At 54.1% G+C, this 19,602-nt stretch carries 15 protein-coding genes and 1 tRNA gene; 5 read left to right on the top strand and 11 right to left on the bottom strand.

Translation table 11 applies throughout. The annotated features are described in order from the left end of the window. Positions 1 to 28 precede the first annotated feature (28 nt). Entirely contained in the window at positions 29 to 1,162 is a 1,134-nt protein-coding gene (locus FH871_RS24705; RefSeq protein ID WP_138994101.1) for a glycosyltransferase, read from the bottom strand. Positions 1,163 to 1,168: 6 nt separating this feature from the next. After that, a complete protein-coding gene (locus FH871_RS24700) occupies positions 1,169 to 2,155 on the bottom strand; it encodes a lysylphosphatidylglycerol synthase transmembrane domain-containing protein (RefSeq protein ID WP_138994100.1) in 987 nt (328 codons plus the stop codon). Between the two features lie 32 nt (positions 2,156 to 2,187). On the opposite strand from FH871_RS24700, the gene ruvC reads away from it, so the two are divergent. The 3 genes from ruvC to FH871_RS24685 all read left to right on the top strand — a co-directional run bounded on the left by ruvC (position 2,188) and on the right by FH871_RS24685 (position 3,451). Continuing rightward, a complete protein-coding gene (ruvC, locus tag FH871_RS24695; RefSeq protein ID WP_138994099.1) occupies positions 2,188 to 2,787 on the top strand; it encodes a crossover junction endodeoxyribonuclease RuvC in 600 nt (199 codons plus the stop codon). A 162-nt stretch (positions 2,788 to 2,949) separates the two neighbouring features. Next, positions 2,950 to 3,150, top strand: coding sequence for a hypothetical protein (locus tag FH871_RS24690; RefSeq protein WP_138994098.1), 201 nt, complete (start codon positions 2,950 to 2,952; stop codon positions 3,148 to 3,150). Between the two features lie 7 nt (positions 3,151 to 3,157). Beyond that, positions 3,158 to 3,451 carry a PAAR domain-containing protein gene (locus FH871_RS24685; protein WP_138994097.1) on the top strand — a complete coding sequence of 98 codons (294 nt, stop codon included), beginning with the start codon at positions 3,158 to 3,160 and terminating at the stop codon, positions 3,449 to 3,451. Positions 3,452 to 3,473: 22 nt separating this feature from the next. On the opposite strand, the gene FH871_RS24680 is transcribed toward FH871_RS24685, so the two are convergent. Then, positions 3,474 to 5,537: a thioredoxin domain-containing protein gene (locus FH871_RS24680; RefSeq protein WP_138994096.1), complete on the bottom strand. Its 2,064-nt coding sequence runs from the start codon at positions 5,535 to 5,537 to the stop codon at positions 3,474 to 3,476. Between the two features lie 171 nt (positions 5,538 to 5,708). On the opposite strand from FH871_RS24680, the gene FH871_RS24675 reads away from it, so the two are divergent. Then, on the top strand, positions 5,709 to 7,028 hold the full coding sequence (locus tag FH871_RS24675; protein ID WP_138994095.1) for an MFS transporter: 1,320 nt from the start codon (positions 5,709 to 5,711) through the stop codon (positions 7,026 to 7,028). A gap of 22 nt (positions 7,029 to 7,050) precedes the next feature. Next, positions 7,051 to 7,128, top strand: a tRNA-Val gene (locus FH871_RS24670). An 11-nt stretch (positions 7,129 to 7,139) separates the two neighbouring features. Here the strand turns inward: FH871_RS24670 and FH871_RS24665 are convergent. From FH871_RS24665 to FH871_RS24630, 8 genes are all read right to left on the bottom strand, one after another. After that, the gene (locus FH871_RS24665) at positions 7,140 to 8,180 is read right to left on the bottom strand and encodes a hypothetical protein (RefSeq protein WP_138994094.1); all 1,041 of its coding nucleotides are present in this window, start codon (positions 8,178 to 8,180) and stop codon (positions 7,140 to 7,142) included. Positions 8,181 to 8,190: 10 nt separating this feature from the next. Beyond that, complete coding sequence (locus FH871_RS24660; protein WP_138994093.1) at positions 8,191 to 10,917, bottom strand: hypothetical protein; 2,727 nt, start codon at positions 10,915 to 10,917, stop codon at positions 8,191 to 8,193. Positions 10,918 to 11,060: 143 nt separating this feature from the next. Further along, complete coding sequence (locus tag FH871_RS24655; protein ID WP_138994092.1) at positions 11,061 to 11,834, bottom strand: glycosyltransferase family 2 protein; 774 nt, start codon at positions 11,832 to 11,834, stop codon at positions 11,061 to 11,063. A 152-nt stretch (positions 11,835 to 11,986) separates the two neighbouring features. Then, positions 11,987 to 13,129, bottom strand: coding sequence for an acyltransferase (locus FH871_RS24650; protein WP_138994091.1), 1,143 nt, complete (start codon positions 13,127 to 13,129; stop codon positions 11,987 to 11,989). Between the two features lie 3 nt (positions 13,130 to 13,132). Next, positions 13,133 to 14,809 (bottom strand): hypothetical protein, encoded by a 1,677-nt coding sequence (locus tag FH871_RS24645; RefSeq protein ID WP_138994090.1) that lies wholly within the window; start codon positions 14,807 to 14,809, stop codon positions 13,133 to 13,135. A 1-nt stretch (position 14,810) separates the two neighbouring features. Beyond that, complete coding sequence (locus tag FH871_RS24640) at positions 14,811 to 16,511, bottom strand: hypothetical protein (protein WP_138994089.1); 1,701 nt, start codon at positions 16,509 to 16,511, stop codon at positions 14,811 to 14,813. Positions 16,512 to 16,580: 69 nt separating this feature from the next. Beyond that, positions 16,581 to 17,492 carry a transketolase gene (locus FH871_RS24635; RefSeq protein WP_138994088.1) on the bottom strand — a complete coding sequence of 304 codons (912 nt, stop codon included), beginning with the start codon at positions 17,490 to 17,492 and terminating at the stop codon, positions 16,581 to 16,583. 108 nt (positions 17,493 to 17,600) lie between these two features. After that, positions 17,601 to 19,598 carry an NAD-dependent epimerase/dehydratase family protein gene (locus FH871_RS24630; protein ID WP_138994087.1) on the bottom strand — a complete coding sequence of 666 codons (1,998 nt, stop codon included), beginning with the start codon at positions 19,596 to 19,598 and terminating at the stop codon, positions 17,601 to 17,603. Positions 19,599 to 19,602: the final 4 nt, after the last annotated feature.

Here is a 19,602-nt window from a genome sequence, read left to right as displayed (position 1 = left end):
CAGTTCGCTGATGCGGTTTTTGGTGGGATTAACGCAACGTCCGGTCTTTCCAGCGAAATCCCTTTTGCTGAGCCGCCAGCCCGAAAAAAACCACGTACAAAGGATACACCAATTGCGTGACCGGAATCCAGAAAAGTACCGGCTTTTTTTTCAGGAACACCAATACGGAGCCCAAAAATAGCCACTCCGGCACAGCTTTCAAGGCTACGATACCGATTAGTTGCGACGCCGACAGATTTCCGAAGCCATAAGCGAGCAGGGCGACGGGCAGCGCCAGGTTGCTGGCAAAGATAAAAACCGCCAAAATCGACGGCAATACGCTCTGGTACGCGCGCCATTTGCTGGCCCACCGCTTCCGCTGGTGGTAGAATGCTTCCAGCGTCGGCTGGGGAGCGGTGTGGACAATCGCATCCGGGCTTTTCAGGAATTTTACGCCCGCAGGATACCGGCTGGCAATCTTGTGCATGAGCAGTTCATCGTCACCGGAAGCCACATGGTCGATGCCTGCAAAACCGTCTACGGCTACAAAAGCCCGTTTTTCGTAGGTCAGGTTGGCGCCGTTGCACATCGTCGGAAAGCCCAGGGCCATCGTGCAGGCCCCCGCGCCAATGAGGCTGCTGCTTTCGACGGTTTGCAGGTTCCCGAAAGCGGAATGATCGGTATTGAAACTGATCGGGCCACTGATGAGCTGGGCGCCGGTTTGCTGGTAAAAAGCCGCAATCGTTTCGAGCCATTTCGGCCCCACGCGGCAGTCGCCGTCGGTCGTTACGATCAGGTCGCCGGTGGCCATCGCGATGCTTTGCCGAATCGCCCGTTTCTTCGGCGACGTGGTCGGTTCATTGGCCAGCGGCAGCGGTCGGAGGGAGTAGGACATTTGTCCAACCAGCGACTGCGTGATTTTCAGGGTGTTATCCGTTGATGAGTCGTCCGCAACGATGACTTCAAAACCGTTGGAAGAATAGGTCTGGTTTTGCAGATCACGCAGCAGCAGGGGCAGGGTATGTTCTTCGTTGCGAACCGGAATGATGACACTGATTCGGGGTGAACTGGCGTTTTGGGACATTGCGGGAACCGTAAACACGGTCATCCGCCACCAGGTTACGGCCAGAATAAGCGTGAAGAAAGCGTAACTGATGGAGATTACCAGAAGAATAGACAACATGATCGGTCAGTGTGTTGATAGCTTTAGTTTCCAGACCCAGAACAGCCCGACCAACACCGGGGCCAGAATATTGAACAACCAGAGCGTGAGGGTTGCCGACAGAATTTGCGGAGCCGGAACCTGCCATTGGCCGAACACCCACATGGACGTGGCTTCCCGAACGCCCAGATCACTGAGCAGGTTAAAGGCCGGAATAATCGTTTTTCCCAGATACACCAGTCCGATCCCGGTTGCGGTTTCCCGAAGCGGTAACTGAATGCCGAAAATGAGCAGGGCGAAATAAAATTGCAGCGAGAAAGTCAGGTAGCGGAGCGAGGCCGCACTGAAAGCCAGGACCAACTCCGATGTCGTATAATAGGAAGCGACCGACCAGTATTTTTCCCAGCGTTGCAGCCAGCGAACGGGCAGATGAACCAGCCGGTGCCGCTGCCAGGCCGCCAGAACCGCCAGCCCCATCGTCAGCACCAGGAGCCAGAACAGCACGCCCTGCGCAACAGGCCAGGCTTCCGTTTCGAACTGAAGCTGGACGAACAGAGCGATGGTTCCGAAAAACACGGCGGCCAGAAACTGCATGCCGCCCGAAACAAGGGCCGCACCGATGCCCTGCCAGCGTTGGTCGGAGCGGAGCGACAGCAGCCGACCGGCGGTGTCGCCCAGTTGGGCGGGCAGGGCAAACCCCATCGCCAGACCGGCCAACACGCCCTGGGTCGCTTCTTTTACCGAAATGGGTTCGACCCGTTGAACCAGAATCTTCCATTTCAGGGCTTCGAGCAGCCAGTTGGCAGGCGTAAACAGCAGGAGCAATAAAGCCGGGAGGCTGAGCCAGTTGGCGGTTTTCCAGTAGGTAAAGACGGATTGCAGGTCGTGTTGCTGGCGATTCAGGGTAATACCGATGTAACTGACGATCAGGGTAAGAATGCCGATTTTTGACCAAAAAACGATTTTTTTGGTCCTGGAATACGTTCTTTGAGGGACGAACCCGTTACTTTGCATAGTTTCCTTGCTAAAAATCCGTACGACCTTCCATGCCCATTCCACTTGCTGCTACCGAACTTGAAGCGTACGACAAAATTATTCTGGGGGTCGATCCCGGAACGCAGATTGCGGGTTATGGCGTCATCCGAATCCAGAAAGATCAGATGAGTATGTTGCAATACGGCGTCATTCACCTGAGCAAATATAGCACCCACGAACTGAAATTGAAGAAACTCTTTGATCGGATGATTCAACTGATCGAGGAGCACCTGCCCGATGAAATGGCGATTGAGGATCCCTTTTTCGGGAAAAACGTCCAGGCGATGCTGAAACTGGGGCGCGCGCAGGGTGTGGCCATGGCCGCTGCGCTGTCACGCGGTATCCCGATCGTGGAATATTCCCCCCGGAAGGTGAAGCAATCGGTAACGGGCAACGGCAATGCGTCCAAAGAGCAGGTTTCCCATATGGTGGGGCATTTGTTGCATGCCGAAATCAATCCCGAGTTTTTCGATGCGACGGATGCCCTGGCGATTGCCATTTGCCACCACTTTCACAAAAATGCGCTGCCGGGAACAAAATCGACGGGTAAGAAATCGAAGAAAGGAGCCTGGTCGGCTTTTGCCAACGAAAACCCCGGCCGCATTTCCTGACGGCGTAAAAAAGGTACTTTTCACTTCGCAAAACAGGGGAAACTACGCATTATTCTTCCGGAACAACCGTGTACTTTTGGGCATCGAAACGAATTGTCCGCTCACCACCGGTTTTGATCCTGATTTTTCAGGAAATGGAGAGGAAAAAGTTGACCTGATACGATGAAAAAGCTATTCAGAAATCGATTGATGTTGGCCGGGTTGTACCTGCTGGTTGGACTGGGACTCACCACCCTGGGTCGGGAACAGGTGCGTTCTAAAAATCTGGGTGTCATCAACTCCAAAACCATCTTCAGCCACAAAAAAGGCGCTGCCAGCCCCAGTGGTGTGTACATGGTTCTCAAACTGATCAAAGTGATTTAAACATAGCATGGGATTGCCAGCCGCCCGGGTCGGAGATCTGCACGTTTGCCCGATGGTAACGGGCACCGTACCCCACGTGGGCGGTCCCATTCTGCCGCCCGGTCAGGCCGTCGTCCTGATTGGCGGTCAGCCCGCTGCCTGTGTTGGTGATTTGTGTACCTGTACAGGTCCGCCGGATTCCATCATCAAAGGATCGGCAACGGTTTTGGTTGCCGGAAAACCAGCCGCCCGCGTAGGCGATACGACGGCCCACGGCGGTACCGTCGTGCTCGGCTTCCCCACCGTCCTGATTGGCGGTTAAAACACATTCCAAGTCGTTTCCATTAGTTCTCCAGACTGCTCAAGGCAGCTTCCACACTCGTAACCGGCAATTGACAACTGCGGTTGTAACAGACGTAAATAGCGGTTTTTCCGTTTACCGTTGTCCGGTTTTCCAGCAATGGAAGGTCACTTTCCGTCAGGGTTCCGGCCAGGATTTTGTTGGGGTAAAACCGTTGGTCGATTTCGCGACGGAACTGCTCCGCATCCGGCCCCACCAGGGCCAGTTCGGCGGTTGGCTGCACCCGCATCGCGTAGAGCGCGGCCCAGTGCGTCAGGTAATCGGCATTTTGTTGCAGCAGGGGTTGCACCCGCCCCAGCATGGCCGTGAGCAGATCCGTGTAAGCCGGAGCACCATCTACTGGTCGTTCCAGCAACAGGCTGAGCGCGTAGAGGTTGTGCGCCATGATGGAATTGGACGCCGGAATGACGTTGTCAAACACTTCCTTCTTTCGGGCAATCAACGCTTCTCCAGCCTGGTCGATGAAAAAGAACAGATGATCTTCTTCATCCCAGAAATGATCGAGGGTATAGCGAGCGAGCCGGTCGGCTTCAAGCAGGTATTCTTCCTTGAATGTGGCCTGATAGAGTGCCAGAAAACCGTCGATGACAGCCGCATAATCTTCCAGATAGGCCGTAATCGTAGCGACGCCGTCCTGGTCTCTCACCCCGGATTTGTAGCTGTGCCAGAGTTGACCGGTTTCCGGATGGGTCAGTTTTTCCTGAATAAAACGGGCATTTCGTTCGGCCAGATCCAGGAAAGAGGCCTCCCCAAAAACCCGGTAGGCGATTACCAGTCCTTTCAGCATCAGACCGTTCCAGGAACACAGAATCTTGTCGTCCAGTCCGGGTCTGATGCGCTGGTCCCGGACGACCATCAACTTCTGGTGCGCTGCGGAAAGTTTGTCGGCTAATTCTGCCTGAGACCAGCCCTGCATCCGGGCAAAATCGTCGTTCGACACCACGCGGTGCAGAATGTTTCGCCCGACGCCCGCGTGTTCTTCCCAGTTTCCATCGGGTGCAATGTGGTATAATTCACTAAACCATCTGAAATCGTCTTCCAGGATGGATTGCAATTCGGCGGTTGTCCAGGTGTAGAACTTGCCTTCGACCCCTTCGCTGTCGGCATCCAGTGCCGAGTAAAAACCGCCTTCCGGACTGGTCAATTCCCGCTGGAGGAAGTCGATCGTCTGAAAAACCGTCTGGCGATACAAGGGGCTTTGCGTCAGGCTGTAGGCTTCGGAATAAAGCGAAACCAACTGGCCGTTGTCGTACAGCATTTTCTCGAAATGAGGAGCAAACCATTGGTCATCAACGGAGTAACGGGAGAATCCGCCCCCGATCTGGTCGTAAATACCGCCCAGTGCCATGAAATCGAGTGTCCGGCGAATGTGGTTCAGAGCTTCTTCGTTTTTCGTGACGTGGTAATACCGCAGCAGAAAACCGTAGATGCTCGGCATCGGAAATTTGGGTGCCCGACGGGGGCCGCCTTTCACCGAATCGAACGATGACGCCAGTTTTTGATACATCGCTTCGAGCAATTCCTGCGTAAAGGCCGGGGCGGCATCGGTCAGATAATACTGTTCCGTTACGCTCATGTTCAGTTGTTTGGCAAAACCCTCGGCAGATTCGGCCAACTGATCCGGGTGTTCGGCAAATGCCGAGCGTACACTGGTCAGCAGGTTCACCCACTGACGGGCCGGGAGATACGTCAGGCCATAGAACGGTTTTGCGTCGGGCATCAGGAATACGTTCAGGGGCCAGCCGCCCTGCACCCCCATCGCCTGAACGGCATCCATGTAAATGGCATCCACATCGGGGCGCTCCTCCCGATCCACTTTAATACACACAAAATGCTCGTTCATGACAGCCGCAACCGGCTCATTTTCAAAGGATTCCCGTTCCATGACGTGGCACCAGTGGCAGGCCGAATACCCAATGCTCACCAGAATCGGTTTGTTCTCCTGCTGTGCTTTTTGCAGCGCTTCGGGTCCCCAGGGAAACCAGTCGACCGGGTTATGGGCGTGTTGCAGGAGATAGGGGCTACTTTCTTGGGCAAGTCGGTTCATACAGGTGTGGCTCGGAAGCACGGTAAGGTTGCCAATTTAACCCGGTTTAGCCGATAGAAGTTTAGCCAGACCGGTTTTTTATCCGTGAAGGAGTCATTGACGACACCAAATTTCCGTTTATTTTTACGCTCGATTGCATTCGGTTACACCAATACGCCTTCCTCCTTTTTTATGAAAAACAACCCCCGTATTGTCAACGCCTGGTGTCTGTATGACTGGGCGAATTCCGTGCATTCACTGGTCATCGTTTCCAGTATTTTTCCGGTCTATTTCAGCGCGACGGCCTTAAACGAAGCGGGCGGCAACGTCATTGATTTTCTGGGATTTCCGGTAAAAAATTCGGTTCTGTTCTCCTATTCCGTCTCGGCTTCCTTTCTCCTGATTGCGCTTCTAAGCCCTTTTTCGTCCGCCCTGGCCGATTACAGCGGTCAGAAGAAGTCGTTCATGAAGTTCTTCTGTATTCTGGGTTCCATTAGCTGTGCGCTCCTGTATTTCTTCACGCAGGAGACGACGACCTTTGCGGTTTTTTGTTTTATTCTCAGTTTGGTCGGTTGGGGCGGCAGCATCGTTTTCTACAATTCGTATCTGCCCGAAATCGTGACTGAAGACCAGATCGACCGGGTCAGCGCGCGCGGTTTTACGATGGGGTACATCGGAAGTGTGTTGTTAATGGTGTTTAACCTGACCATGATTTTGTTTCCGCAGTGGTACGGCGGCCTGTCCAGCGCGATGGCTTCCCGGATTTCATTCCTGACGGTGGGCGTCTGGTGGTTTGGATTTGCCATGCTTTCGTTCCGGTATTTGCCGACCGCCGAGCGCCGGATTCGCACCGAAACCTCGGGCAACTGGATTTTTAACGGTTTTCGGGAATTAAAGAAAGTATATGCGCAGGTGCAGACGCAAACGTTGTTGAAACGGTTTCTGCTGGCTTTTTTTATCTACAACATGGCCGTCCAAACGGTGATGTACATCGCCACCATCTTCGGCAGTGACGAACTGAAATTGCCTGCCCAAAGTCTGATCATCACCATTCTGCTCATTCAGTTGATCGCCATTCCGGGAGCCATTCTGTTTGCCCGGCTGTCGGGGCGGTTTGGCAACATTTACGCGCTGATGATGGCCGTAACGGTCTGGATCGGGATTTGCGTCGGGGCGTATTACGTGATGAGCGAAAACCAGTTTTATGCACTGGCCGTGGTGGTCGGGTTGGTGATGGGCGGCATTCAGGCGTTGTCGCGGGCGACTTACTCTAAACTCATTCCGGATGGAACGCAGGACACGGCTTCGTATTTCAGTTTTTACGACGTAACAGACAAACTATCCATCGTGATCGGGACATTGATGTACGGACTGATTGAACAGATTACGGGGAGTATGCGCAACAGCGTTTTGGCGTTGTTGGTGCTTTTTGTGGCCGGATTACTGCTGCTGTGGCGAATTCCTTCGCAAAAAGTTTACCGCGTTCGTTTGGAAACCGAAGAAATCTCCTAATTTTGTGGCCTGAAACAATGACAGGATGTTAGCTCAGTTGGTTCAGAGCGCCGCCTTGACAGGGCGGAGGTCAGCGGTTCGAGCCCGCTACGTCCTACCATACGAAGCTTATCACTGAACCGTGGTAAGCTTTTTTGTTACTTCCCGCATCCAGATTTCCCGACCGGCGCAGTTCCAGTGCGCATCGCTGGTTTCATACAGCGGAACCGAACTGGCAGTATACGGCGTGTAGACATCGATTGCGGGAATGGCCAGCCGGGGGCTTTGCTGAACGCGTTCGATGAGGTGATTGTAGGGCAGCGGTCCCATACCCGGTGCATAAATGCTGGTTTTGTTGGGAATAATGGACAGAAACACCTGATCAAAACCGGCTTTTTGGTACCGGTCGGCCACCACATTGATCGTATCGATATAGCGGTTCAGGAGCGAATCGGGCAGGGGCCTGAACGATGAGTTCGTCAGCGAGGTATCCGTATCGAGGTAATACAACAAATGCTTTCCATCGGGCGACAGGGTCGTTTTGGGATTCACGCGGCCGAACCAATCCAGCGTCAGCCAGGCTTTCAATTCCTTGAACCACAGCGCCCAGTCCGAAAAGAACAGGATGGTCTCCAGCCGGGCTTCGACGGCATCCCGGGAAAAAAACGTTTCCATTTCCTTCGTAATGCTTTGCCAGGTCAGGCGGTTTTCGGGCGCAGGTTCGGCTTTGGTCGTATCCGAAACGATGGTCAGTTCGTTGATGTGTTTCCCAAACTGATCCCGGAAATGGCGTTCGACGGTTTCGATGATCAGGATGTTGGTTTTGGTCGTATCCAACTGCACACGGTGGTGGGTGTCCCACTTCGTACGGTGAAAGTATTCAATCGGGAAGTCGTTTCGCGTAACGCGCGGGGGTTCGGAAAAACTATCGCCGATGATGTACAAGTGAATGGGTTTCCGGGGGCCATTCACCGAGTAGGCGGGTGGGCAGGGAATCTGTTCGGCTTTGAACTGGGGTAAATTCGCCATTCGGTACAGATCCCCAAAGCGGTAATCGTCGGGAATCAGCCCTTCTTTCTGGGCCGAATTCATGACATCCGAATGACAACTCCCGACGTACACGAGAATTCCAACAAGTAAAATCAAATACCGGGCAATCACGCCAATGTTCATAGACTCCTGCTTAACGCAACTTCACCGACCAGATCTGAACGGCTTTGTTGTCGGTACTGTAGATAAATAATTTATTTCGGGTGGCCGAGAATTGCAACTCCACCGGGAAATTTCCCGGAATGGGCCGGTCACCGACCGGACGGCCCGCGAGGTCGTATAGTGTGGTAAAATTACCGGATTTTACGCTGATCAGATTGACGCCGGAACCCAGAATGTGGTAGCGGATGGTTGTCTGGCCCGGTCGCAAGCCCCGCACTTCAAACAACGAATTGCCTTTTCGATCCAGAATGGCCGCTTCCGTATCCGACGTCCGCAGCAACACATACCCGTTCTGATTCACTTCGGGCAACAGCCGGAAGGAACCCCGCCGGATGGGCCGGACCAGTTGGTTCCGCTCCAGCACCTTTCCATCCGCCGAAATACTGAGCAGTTCGCCTTGCCGCGTCAGGGTGGTGAGGGTGGTCGGAGTTCCGCCTTCCAGCCAGGCCGGTCCGGTGAGTTCCGCTTTCAAATCAAGCGGAAAACCGGTCGCAAAACCGCCATTTTCATTCCAGTAAAACAGTTTGCCGTCTTTCTGAACCGAAGCCACCGAAAGGGCCTGGTTGCGAACGGCTGCGTGAAAGGCCGAAACGCCCTCTCCGGCGGCATTGTTCACCGGAAATTGCCGAACAAACTGCTTCCGCTGCCGGTCAAAACCGTAAACACTGCCGTTTGCATGGAGCATCAGCAGAATCAGGGAACGGTTTTGATCGCGCCGGGGGGCCATCATCGTTCGCGGTTCGAGTCCTTCCGGCAATGGGATGGATTGCAATTTGGCCAGTCCGTTCACCGGGTCGGCAATGTACAGGGAACGGGCCGTCGCAAACGCGTATTGCAACCGGCCATTGCTCAGATAATCAACCGGCACCATCGGACTGATCACCGGGCCATTGACCGAACCCATCGGATGTTTTTCGCCTTCGGGGGTAATGAGCAGAAATTGCTGGGATTGATCGACCGCCCAAATGGCTCCGGAGCTGCCGACAAAGTCGCCGATCACCATTGGCTGACTCAGCAGGGGTGCGTTGAGGGTAATTTTTCGCTGGAGAAAAATCCGGTTCAAAACCGCTTCGCTGGCGCGCCGGGTTGTGTGACCCAGAATGAGCGTCGAATAAATCCGTTCCCGTCCGTAGGTACTTTGGTAGATCAGGTTCTCGACATTGTCCAGTGCCGTTTCGTCATGGTTCAGCAATTGTTGCCAGGATTGCGGCCAGTTGGCAGTGACCGATTCACCCGCCCGGCTGAAACGGGTGTAGGCCGTAAAGTTGGCGGGGCGCAGGGTCTGGGTTAGCAAATCCCGCTGGCGGTAGGACTCCGACCAGACCGTTCGCTGTTCGACGGCTTGCAGGTATTCCTGCAAAACGCCCTGCCCGTTGGCAATCACGAGGTAATCGCCCACCTGGGCCAGCCAGTTTTGCTCGAAACCGCGAAACAAACCACCAAACAGAAAAGCGGGCAGGTTTGGGGCTTCGATGGACGAAATCCGGTAGCGCAGAAACGGTTTTGAACTCGACAGGCGGTCGGTGCCGGAAGCCAGCAGGGCAGCAAGCTGGTAGCGATCCCACAAACGATCGACGTTGGGCGAATGAATCAGCATCACCAGCCGCCGGTCGGCGCTGGGGGCATCCATCCGAAGCAGCGCCATTTCGTTGCCGACGTATTTATAAATGCCGTTTTCCTCGTTCTGCAACAAGGGCCGGAGTTTCCGGCGACCTTCGCGGGTATCGGCTTCGTCTTCCGAATTGATAAAAGCCGTCAGGGCTTTGCCAAACCGGGGGCCATCACTCAGGCTAAAATGAAAAAGGGTGGTCGTCTGGTCAGGAATCAGCGCACCGCAGTTGATGCGGAAGGGCGTTTGCCGGTCGAAGAGGTTGGCCAGTGCGCTTTTGGAACCGATGTCGTCCGTCGACAGGCCAATGAGGTGGGAGCGGGACGCCGACTGCCGAAACCGGGTTAGCAACTCCGTGGGTAACAGGGCTTTGATGTATTTGGACTGGTAATCGGTGCTTTCTTCCTTTGGCGAAAGAATGGCCGATAACACCGAACTGCGCACATAAATACCCGCCAGATTGCCCGGCCGGATCAGCGACACGTCGGCCCGTTGCAGGGGTGTTTCGGTAAACGGTTGTTTCATCCGCCGGACGACGCTTTCCATCAGAATCGTGGAAGGACTGCCGATCAGGTAATCGTCCAGTACGACGAATGACCCCAGGGATTCGTTACGGATGGTGAGCAGTTCATGAATCCGGGTGTCTTCGTACGGATGACTGAGCACGCGGAAGCGGTTGGCGTCAGGATTCAGGATGCGGTTGACAAACGGTTGATCCTGCAGGGAGCGGATGGGAATGTAAAAGATGAACCCCAACCGGTCTTTGGACGTGGGATGCAGCGAATACCAGATCGGTTTTTCGTTCAGAAACTGAATGGCACTGGCGGTGTCGAGGGGCGCCCAGACAAATTTTTCGAGGCTGTGGGCGGCTTCCTGAAAAACCGGGGTGGTCTGAAGGGCCATCTCGTTCAGCCGGGCCTGTTTGGACAGCGTATCCTGCAAGGTCGAACTTTCCAGAACCAGCAGCGCGTCCGACGGAATCAACATCCAGGTAGAACGGGCGGGCGCTTTCCACCAGCGGTACCCGAAGTAGCCGCCGAGAATCAGCGCTAAAATCCCAATGCCAATCCAGAGCTGCTTTTTGGTCATGTACTTGAATTCGGGGCCATACGGGTGGTAAAGATAAAAAAACAATGACGCAGACCGGGCGGATTTTCGCAGATAAAATCTGTGGAGATCCGTTCAATCTGCGTCATCAGGAGCGGCCGGGCGCATTCCTGGAAGGGGATTGCTTACAGTTTAACGGGCTGCTTCACATCCACGGCTTTCAGGGCTTTTACTTTCGCGCCCAGATCCAGGCGAAATTCGGCCAGTTCCCGGAAGCTTTGGATACATACTTTGATCAGTTTCCAGCGTAGAATCGAAACCGTACCCGTCAGTCGTTCTTTGTGAACGATGGGAATGTCGAAGGTTTTCTGACCGGCTTTCCGCGCCATGACGGCCAGGAAAATATTGGGCGCAAAGGGCGTCGGGTCCGGCAGTTGTTCCAGCAGTTTTTTCAGGTAGGCTCCATTGATCAGGCGAAACGGAATGTTGCTGTCTTTGATGTAGGTTCCGTAAATCAGAAAGAGGCTGAACTTCAGAATCCGGGTGATGACCAGCCGGGCAGGGGCATCGAAACGAATCTGGCGGTAGCCCAGAATGAAATGGGATTCATGGCGTTTGGCCCACAGCTTGGCAAAGTCGTCGGTCACAAACTGGTCGTCACTGTCGGTTTGAAACACGTATTCCGATCCCAAGGCGACGGCGTGACGGTATCCCCGAACGACGGCATTGCCGTGTCCGCCATTGGGCGTATGAACAACCTCCAGTTTGGTCGGATATTTGGGTTTCAGCGAATCCAGGATGGCACCGGTGCGGTCTTTGGAACCGTCGTTGATCACAATAAGACGCGTATTTTCAGTTGGAAATTGCCGGGTGAGCAGATCGACCCAGGTTTCTACTACCTCGTGGATACACTCTTCCTCGTTGTAGGCCGGCATTACTATTGATAGGTGTAAACTCATTAGCTGGTAGCAGACTTATAAGTGGCAACGTTGACCAAATGCGTTCGAATTGCCGGTTTGACGAAATTAATTAGGCAAAGATAAGGAAATCGGAAGTAGGAATTGTCCTACCCCCGCACTTAGATTTATTCAACGGGCTTGTTTCCAAAAAATCAATACGAAAAGCGGTCTTTCAAGGCATTGAACGGTTTTTCGACCACATACCAGGAAACGGTGGCTAATAGTACCGTAATCCCGTAAAAAAACAGGAATTTAAGTGTCGTATCAGCGCCTGTATCGACCAGAAAGGGCATCTCCCGCAGAACCCGGTTCCAGGCCCGAACGGTAATAAAATCGGGTGGTGTGTGGTAATAATTAAATACCAAATTATGAAATAAATACAATCCGTAGCTGATCCGCCCCAGGTAGTTGCTTACCGGATGTTCGAGCACCCACCTGGCCAGACCGCCGTAGCCCACAACGCTTTTTCCGATGATGAAAAAGCAGAACAAGGAGGTGAAAAACCGGTCGAAAACGTCCGTATAAACGTTCCGGGAGGGCGAGGTTGTCGACATCAGATACACATTCAGGGTGTATAGAAACAGACTTGCCAGCAGAAAACCCGTGTTACCAACCAGTTTGTTAAAAAGCTCCCGGCGGAAAACCATCAGAAAAGCCAGCACACCGCCCAGGCCAAAGGCATCCAGACAGGCGGGCATGAAAACGAACTGCACCATCCAGGGCGCTCCGGTCACAAACAGGTACACCCGCAACAGGAAGGCCAGCCCCACCAGCGTTGCCAACACCACCGGCAACCGGCGCAGCGGCAGGAACAGCACCAGAAACGGGAAAAAGATGTAATACTGTTCTTCTACCGCCAGCGACCACAGGTGATCCAGCGCACCAAACCAGGTCTGGTGAATGATGATCCAGAAGTTTTGGGTGTAGGTCATAAACCAGACGAAATTCTCCCGGGCAGCCTGAAAGCCAACGATTGCCAGAATAATGATGGTCAGGTAGTAAATGGGGAAAATCCGCAAACTCCGCCGGATGAAAAACTGCCGCAGCGAATGACCGTGCGACCGCTGAAGCCGGTCATCGGCCTGCTTGCTGTGAATCAGGATGCGGGTAATCAGAAAACCGCTCAGGACGAAAAACAGGTTGACGCCAAAATACCCCAGCGGCAGGCTGTTTTTTTCGCCCAGCCAGTGGTCGAGCATCACCAGTGTGACGGCCAGAAACCGCAGTCCGTCTAACTGAACGAGGTAAAGTTTCTCTTTCGATGGGGATTCGGTCGCTGGTGTCAAAAGGGACATGGGTTAATACGTGGTGGTGTGACGAAAAACTACCGGGCTCATTTGTAGCCGCAGGGAATCGTTGCGGTTGGTCAGCAAGGCCATTCGGTATGTGCCCGGTCTGGTGGCTTCTTTTGGAACCTGCGCCAGAAACGCCGGGCTAAAATAGCCGGTTTTGCCGGATTTCAGGTCCGACTCCGGCACCGAATAGGGGCGTAGGGGCCGGGCCGGGTAAACGTAACTGCTGTCAGCCCCCAGCAACACGATGTAGGAACCGTTTTCGGGTCGTTCCAGGGTGGGGTTCGCGGCATCTTTTTTGAAAACGTTCAGGAAAAAATGCGCTTCGTTGATGCGATCGAAAACCGCCGTGGTATCCTGCGGGGCGGTTTGTACGGCAGTAAGGAAAGAATCAGAAAACGGCTGGGGGTGATACACCGACTCAAAAGCCCGTTGCTCCTGAACCGGGGTTTGCAGCCGCCAGGTCAGGTACGACGCTACGGTTTTCCGGCGCTGGTTGATGATGCCTTCCAGACATTGATAATCCGCATACAGGCTAATCGGAACGGTCACCACCAGCGCGACGGCCCAGACAAACCGCAGCCAGTCCTGCTTCTGATAAATCCAGAGGGCGTAGAGGTAACAGAGGCTGATGAACAGCCCCGAATAGATTTTGTAGCGGCTCTGGAGCATGTATCCCGCTCCGCCGAAACCCACGCGGGCGTACACCGTCATGGCATCCGTCGCCAGCAGGAACAGCAGACTGCCGCCAAAAAAAGCCGGCCAGAACCAGGGCATCGCCGGAATGGAACGACGGGTGGTCAGAAAATACGTCAGCAAAAGCCGGATCAGTTGCCAGCCTGCAAACCCGATGAACAGAACGCCCACCAGAATGGTCAGCCAGATCGGGTTGTCATAGCCAATGGCGACGGGTTTGGGGTAGGGATACGTGTCGACAAAACCGCCGACGAACACAAAAAAGGCTTTGATCCACTGCCCGAAACCGTAGAGATAGGGCGAAGGGAAGAACGTGATGCGGTTGTAGCTGTAAAAGTAAATAACCACACACGCCAAACCGACCGCCAGCCAGAGCGCTCCCCGGCGGAAGTGCCGCTGCCCGAACAGCAGCATCGCACCGATCAGAAAAATAAGAAAACCGTTCCCGCTGGTAAAGCTGGCGACCGTGGCCACGAGCAAAGCCGCCCCAAACGACCGGCGCGATGGATAGGCGAGTAAATAAAAAGCACCGAGGGCGAAAACCAGGATGTAAAAATTCTGGATGGAAGCCATCGCCCAGATCAGGTTCTCGTGCGATTGCAGCGTGAATAGCAGGAACGGAACCGGCAAAAAGTAATACAGCGGCAGGCGGGTTTTCCGGAAAACCGCATACAACAGCAGCAGCAAAACCCCCAGACCGCTGAATCCAACCAGTGTGAGGTTGTAATAGTTGAGTTGTCCGGTGAGTTTGTAATACAGAAAGAAAATGCTGCGGGTCCACACAATCCGGTGTTCCCAGTGCTGGTCGAACAGTCGGCTGAATTTGCGGAGGGTGCCCGTGTCGCTTTTCAGGGAAATCAAATGCGTCTGAACCAGGTAATCATCCCAGTACGGAAGGTCGATGGCGTATTTTAGAACCGTTGCGCCAACCAGAAAAACCGGCGTCAGGAGTAAAAATAGCGTGATCGATTTACGGAATACCTGCATACTACCAGTTTTTCTTAAAGGATTCCAGCGGTTTTCCAGTCGAAACAACCTGGCGTCCGGTGCTATAAAACCGCCACTCCGTATGGGGGCCGACGGCCAGAATCTGGAGGTCATACGTACCGGCATCCAGTTCGGCTTCGAGAAATTGCGCCGTAAAACCGGAGCCGAAAGTGGCCGCCGGTTTAATCCATCGCTTGCGGCTGCCGGAAAGATTCTGACGGGTTGGAAAAAGATAAATTCGGCGGGGCGACCGCGCAATCAGGTACGCGCCCTGGTCGCGAATCCCCAGCGCCGGAAACGAATCCAGCCGGGCTACAAACTCGTTGTTGGCTTTGAAAAGGGTATCCAGCCGGATCACGGCCGCCGGTTTGGCCTCCTGAAAGAGAGCGGACAACTGCGCATCGTAGAATGCCGGAGCATTATCGACCCATTCGCGGGTTTGGGCATCGATGGTTGAAACCGGCCGGTTTTGGGTATACGTCCAGTTGAACTGCATGGTGGCCAGGTAGTTTCGCAAATTGATGGTTTCGTCGAGGTAGGTCGTGTACGAAAAAAAGGCGATCAGCAGACTGAAACCGGAAGCTACACCCGCCGTCAGAAACCGGCGTGAAGGGCGGGCGTTGGCGATCCAGAACGAAAACAGAAAAGCCAGTAGCGTTAAGGAGTAAATTTTGTAACGACTGGTGGTAAGCGTGCCGAGGCCAAATCCCACGCGGTTGAAGGCCACGATGAGGCCCGTTCCGACCAGAAAGGCCACACCACCCAAAAAAAACAACTGCCAAGGGCTCAGTTTAACCCCGCGAAAGCGTTGCCAAAGCATGGAAAAGCCCATCCACACGGCCAGTCCGACCACCGCAATGCCCAGAATCAGGCAGGTAAGCATGAAATTCTGAATCGGAAAAGCCTCGGCGGAAGCCCCATTGAAGAGAAACCAGCCGTGAACCTGATCCAGCAACGTGCCCTGATCGGCGGGATTGCCGGGCGGTTTTTGGTAGCTCAGAAAATAGAGCCGGAAGGTGACAGCCAGTGCGGCCAACCAGTGCAGAACGCCCACGTAATCCTGACGCAGAAAAATCATCACCAGACCCACGGGCCAGATCAACAGGCCATTGCCGCTGGTGATCGTGGCCGCAACGGCCAGTAGAATGGCCACCCAACTCACCCGGTTTTTAAACGCCAGGTCGTAGAAGGCGGCAATGGCGAGCACAACCACCGTGAAATTTTGCAGGGCCGCCATGCCCCAGAACATATTTTCCCAGTGAGATAGGTTGAAGAGCAGCAGCGAAACCGGCAAGGCCATCCAGACGGGCGCATTGGCCTTTCGCAATGCCTTGACAAACACCATCAGTAGCGCAACCAGGCTGAGGCTTCCCACCACCATAAGGTGGATGTAGTTCAGCTTGCCGGTGAGGTTGTAATCCAGCCAGGTGATCAGTCGGTCGTAGACAATGCGGTGTTCGTTGTGTTGCCGGAAAAATTCGTACACCTTGTCGCGGAACGAGTTGGCTCTCTCCAGATTGAAGAGAAAGGTCTTCAAAATGTGGTCTTCAAACTTCGGAACATTGATGGCGTACCGGCTGAATACCCAAAAATAGACCAGGATCGGGACCAGCAACACCAGCCCGCCCAGAAAGACGGATCGTTGAGAAACCGCTTTTGGCCGGATTTCCTGAACCGCTCCCGCTTGTGTTTTCGATTCCATACGGTCAACTCAACAAATCCTCTCTGATTCCCGCTGATGTTCTCTGATCAACCCTGTGTAACGATCGTATCACAAAAAAGCCGCCAGTTTTTCCTGAATTGACGTGGCATCCAGGCCGGATTGCTGCTGGTGATAACTCTGATCGCCATACAATCCGTCGGGATAACCCTGCGCCGACAAACTGACAAACTGCCGGAACGACAGGCCGTTTTCGAGTAGCTTTACCGACAACTGCTGGGCCAGACCACCGATGCTGACGTGTTCTTCCACAACCAAAAGATTTTTTGCTTCCGCCCATTGCCGACCCAGGTCCGTCGGCAACTCCAGTGGCAGATTCAGGGCGGTGTAGACGTCGAACTGATTCCCGAGGGCATCGGACGTTTGCAGGGCTTTCAGCACATTGGCCGCTACCGGCCCCAGGGCCACAACGGTTCCTTTCGGATTTTCGCTGCTCACCACTTTCTTGAACGATCCGGTGGTTTCGCTGCCTTCGGGCGTTTTCGGCCCGGCACCGAGCCGCAGATACGCCGGGCGACCTTCGGAAACGATGCTGTCGACAATCGAATCGATCTCGTCGGCAAAGGCCGGAATCCAGGTTTTGACGTTCTGCAAACCGCTCAGGCAGGCCAGGTCTTCGATGGCGTGGTGCGTGGAGCCCATGATGCCGTAGCCGTAACCTCCGCCGTTACCAACCAGAAAAACCGGCAAATTGTGCAGGCAGGCATCGTTGCGAAACTGTTCGAGACAGCGGTACACCGCAAAGGGAGCGATGCTGTAGCAGAACACTTTATACCCTTTATAAGCCATTCCGGCGGCCACGCCGACCATGTTCTGTTCGGCCACCCCGGCGTTGATGAAGCGCGGCCCCATGATGGCGGCCACGTTTTCAAGTGCATTATATCCCAGGTCGCCCGTGATGAAGATGATTTTATCATCAGCCGCAGCAATCCGTTCCATCGCAGCAGAAAATTCTTTACGCATAGACTTGATTAGTTTATGGTTTACGGTTTTCAGTTTACGGTTTACGGTGGGCTGACGCTTTAAGCATGCGTCAGCCCACCGTAAACCGTAAACTGAAAACCGTAAACCTTATTTTGTCTTTCTCGCTTCCACCAGCGCCCGGATTTCGGATGCGGTTTTGTAGAGGTGCTCGCCTTTCCGAACCTTGGTGCGGATAAATTTGGGTCGCTTTTTCGTTTCTTCAAAAATCTTGCTGATGTATTCTCCGACAAACGACACGCCCAGCAAATTGATGCCACCGAACAGCATGACCAGCACAATGATGGTCGAGATACCGGCGGGGGTGTTGGGGAAGAACACAAATTTAGCCAAAATCTGCCAGAGAATGCCCAGCAGCGACAGCCCGGTTAGCAGGAATCCGGCGTAGGACATCAATTCGAGCGGGGCAAAACTGAACGAGAAAATGGCTTTTTTCGCCCACCAGATGTTTTTCGTCCAGTTGTTGGTCGATACGCCGAACATCCGCTCAGGCCGCACATAACCGACGCCGGTTTGCTTGAACCCCACCCAGGCCCGCAGTCCGCGCAGAAACTGCTCGGTTTCGGGCAGGGCCACGAGTTCACGAACCACTTTCTGATCGATCATCGAGAAATCACCCGCATCGACCGGAATGTTGATGTAAGACATTTTCTTGAACAGCCGGTAGAACGTCCGGTAAAAAAAATGAACGTGGGGCGGCATTTCACGCTGCACCCGGACGCCATACGTGACGTCAAAACCCTGCTGCCATTTTTCGTAGAAGCTGGGAATGATTTCGGGCGGGTCCTGCAAATCGCCGTCCATCAGCACCACGGCATCGCCCGACGAAATTTCCATGCCGCTCAGAAAAGCCGACTGCGAACCGAAGTTGCGCGAATGGGTAATGCCGATCACGTTGGGGTCTTTCGCGCAAATTCCGTCGATGACTTCTTCCTGGTTGTCCGGCGAATTGTCGTTCACGAAAATGATTTCGTACCGGACCTTCATTTCGTTGAACGTCTTGACCAGCCGATCATACATATACGGAATGGCCTGGGCGTCTTTGTAACAGGCAATGATGGCCGTGATAACGGGGTTGAGCGTGGGGTTGGCAAACGCAGGCAGCACGCGCTCGGCATAGTCGTGCTGGATCTGCCAGTCGGCGGTTTTCCGGAGTCCGACGCCCAGGGGCGTCCGGGCTTTCCAGCCGAGGTCGGCGTTGGCGGCTTCGGGGTCGCCATACCAGTCGCTGAGGTCCCACTGCCGGTTTCCCATGCTGCCCCAGACGGGGTCAATGGTCAAACCAAAGGTGTTGCGGGTCTCGTCGACCAGCTCGCGCATGGTCGTTTTCTGACCCGTCGCAATGTTATACGACCGTCCGCTGATGGTTTTGTCGACTTTCAGGGCGGCCTGAACAAAGGCTTCCACGCAATCGTCGATGTAGACAAAATCGCGGCTGATGTCGGGCGAAACCAGTGGGGGCAGGGTGTCTTTCCGGGCTTCTTCCACCAGCCGGGGAATCAGCCGGTCGGGTTCTTCCCAGCCGCCGTAAATCGAATACAACCGCAGGTTCAGGGTTTTGAGGCCATGGACGCGGGCGTAAAATTCCAGCATGTAAGCCGCCGAAACTTTCGAAACGGCATAGTGGCTGTTGGGTTCGACGCGGTCGGTTTCTTTCGGGGCGGTGCAGTTAAAACCGTATTCCGAACTGCTGCCGGCGTGGATATACACCGTGTCGGGCGTGCAGTTTTCGAGAATATTGACCGTGCCGTTGACGTTGGTTTCGTAGGTCAGGTTGACGTTTTTCTGTTTGCTATAGGCCCCGTATGCCGCCAGATTGAAGATGGTGCGGGGTTTGTAGCGGTCAAAAATTTCCTGAACTGATTTATGGGAAAGTATATCGCAGTGTATGACATTTTCCGTCGGAACGTTCAGCAACTTCAGCCGCCAGGCTTTGGTGGCGTCGTGCGTCAGGGCGTAGCAATCCTTACGGAGCTGAAAAATCTGATCGAATAAATTGGCACCGATAAAGCCGCTGGCTCCGAAGACGAAAATGGGTCCTTTTAGTTGAAGGATGCTGTCCTGGTACGGTAGGATCTGTTTAGACATTCGT

Origin of the sequence: Larkinella sp. C7, assembly GCF_006149005.1 — a bacterium.
Taxonomy (GTDB): Bacteria; Bacteroidota; Bacteroidia; order Cytophagales; family Spirosomataceae; genus Larkinella.
This window is presented reverse-complemented; position numbering and strand designations above follow the sequence as displayed.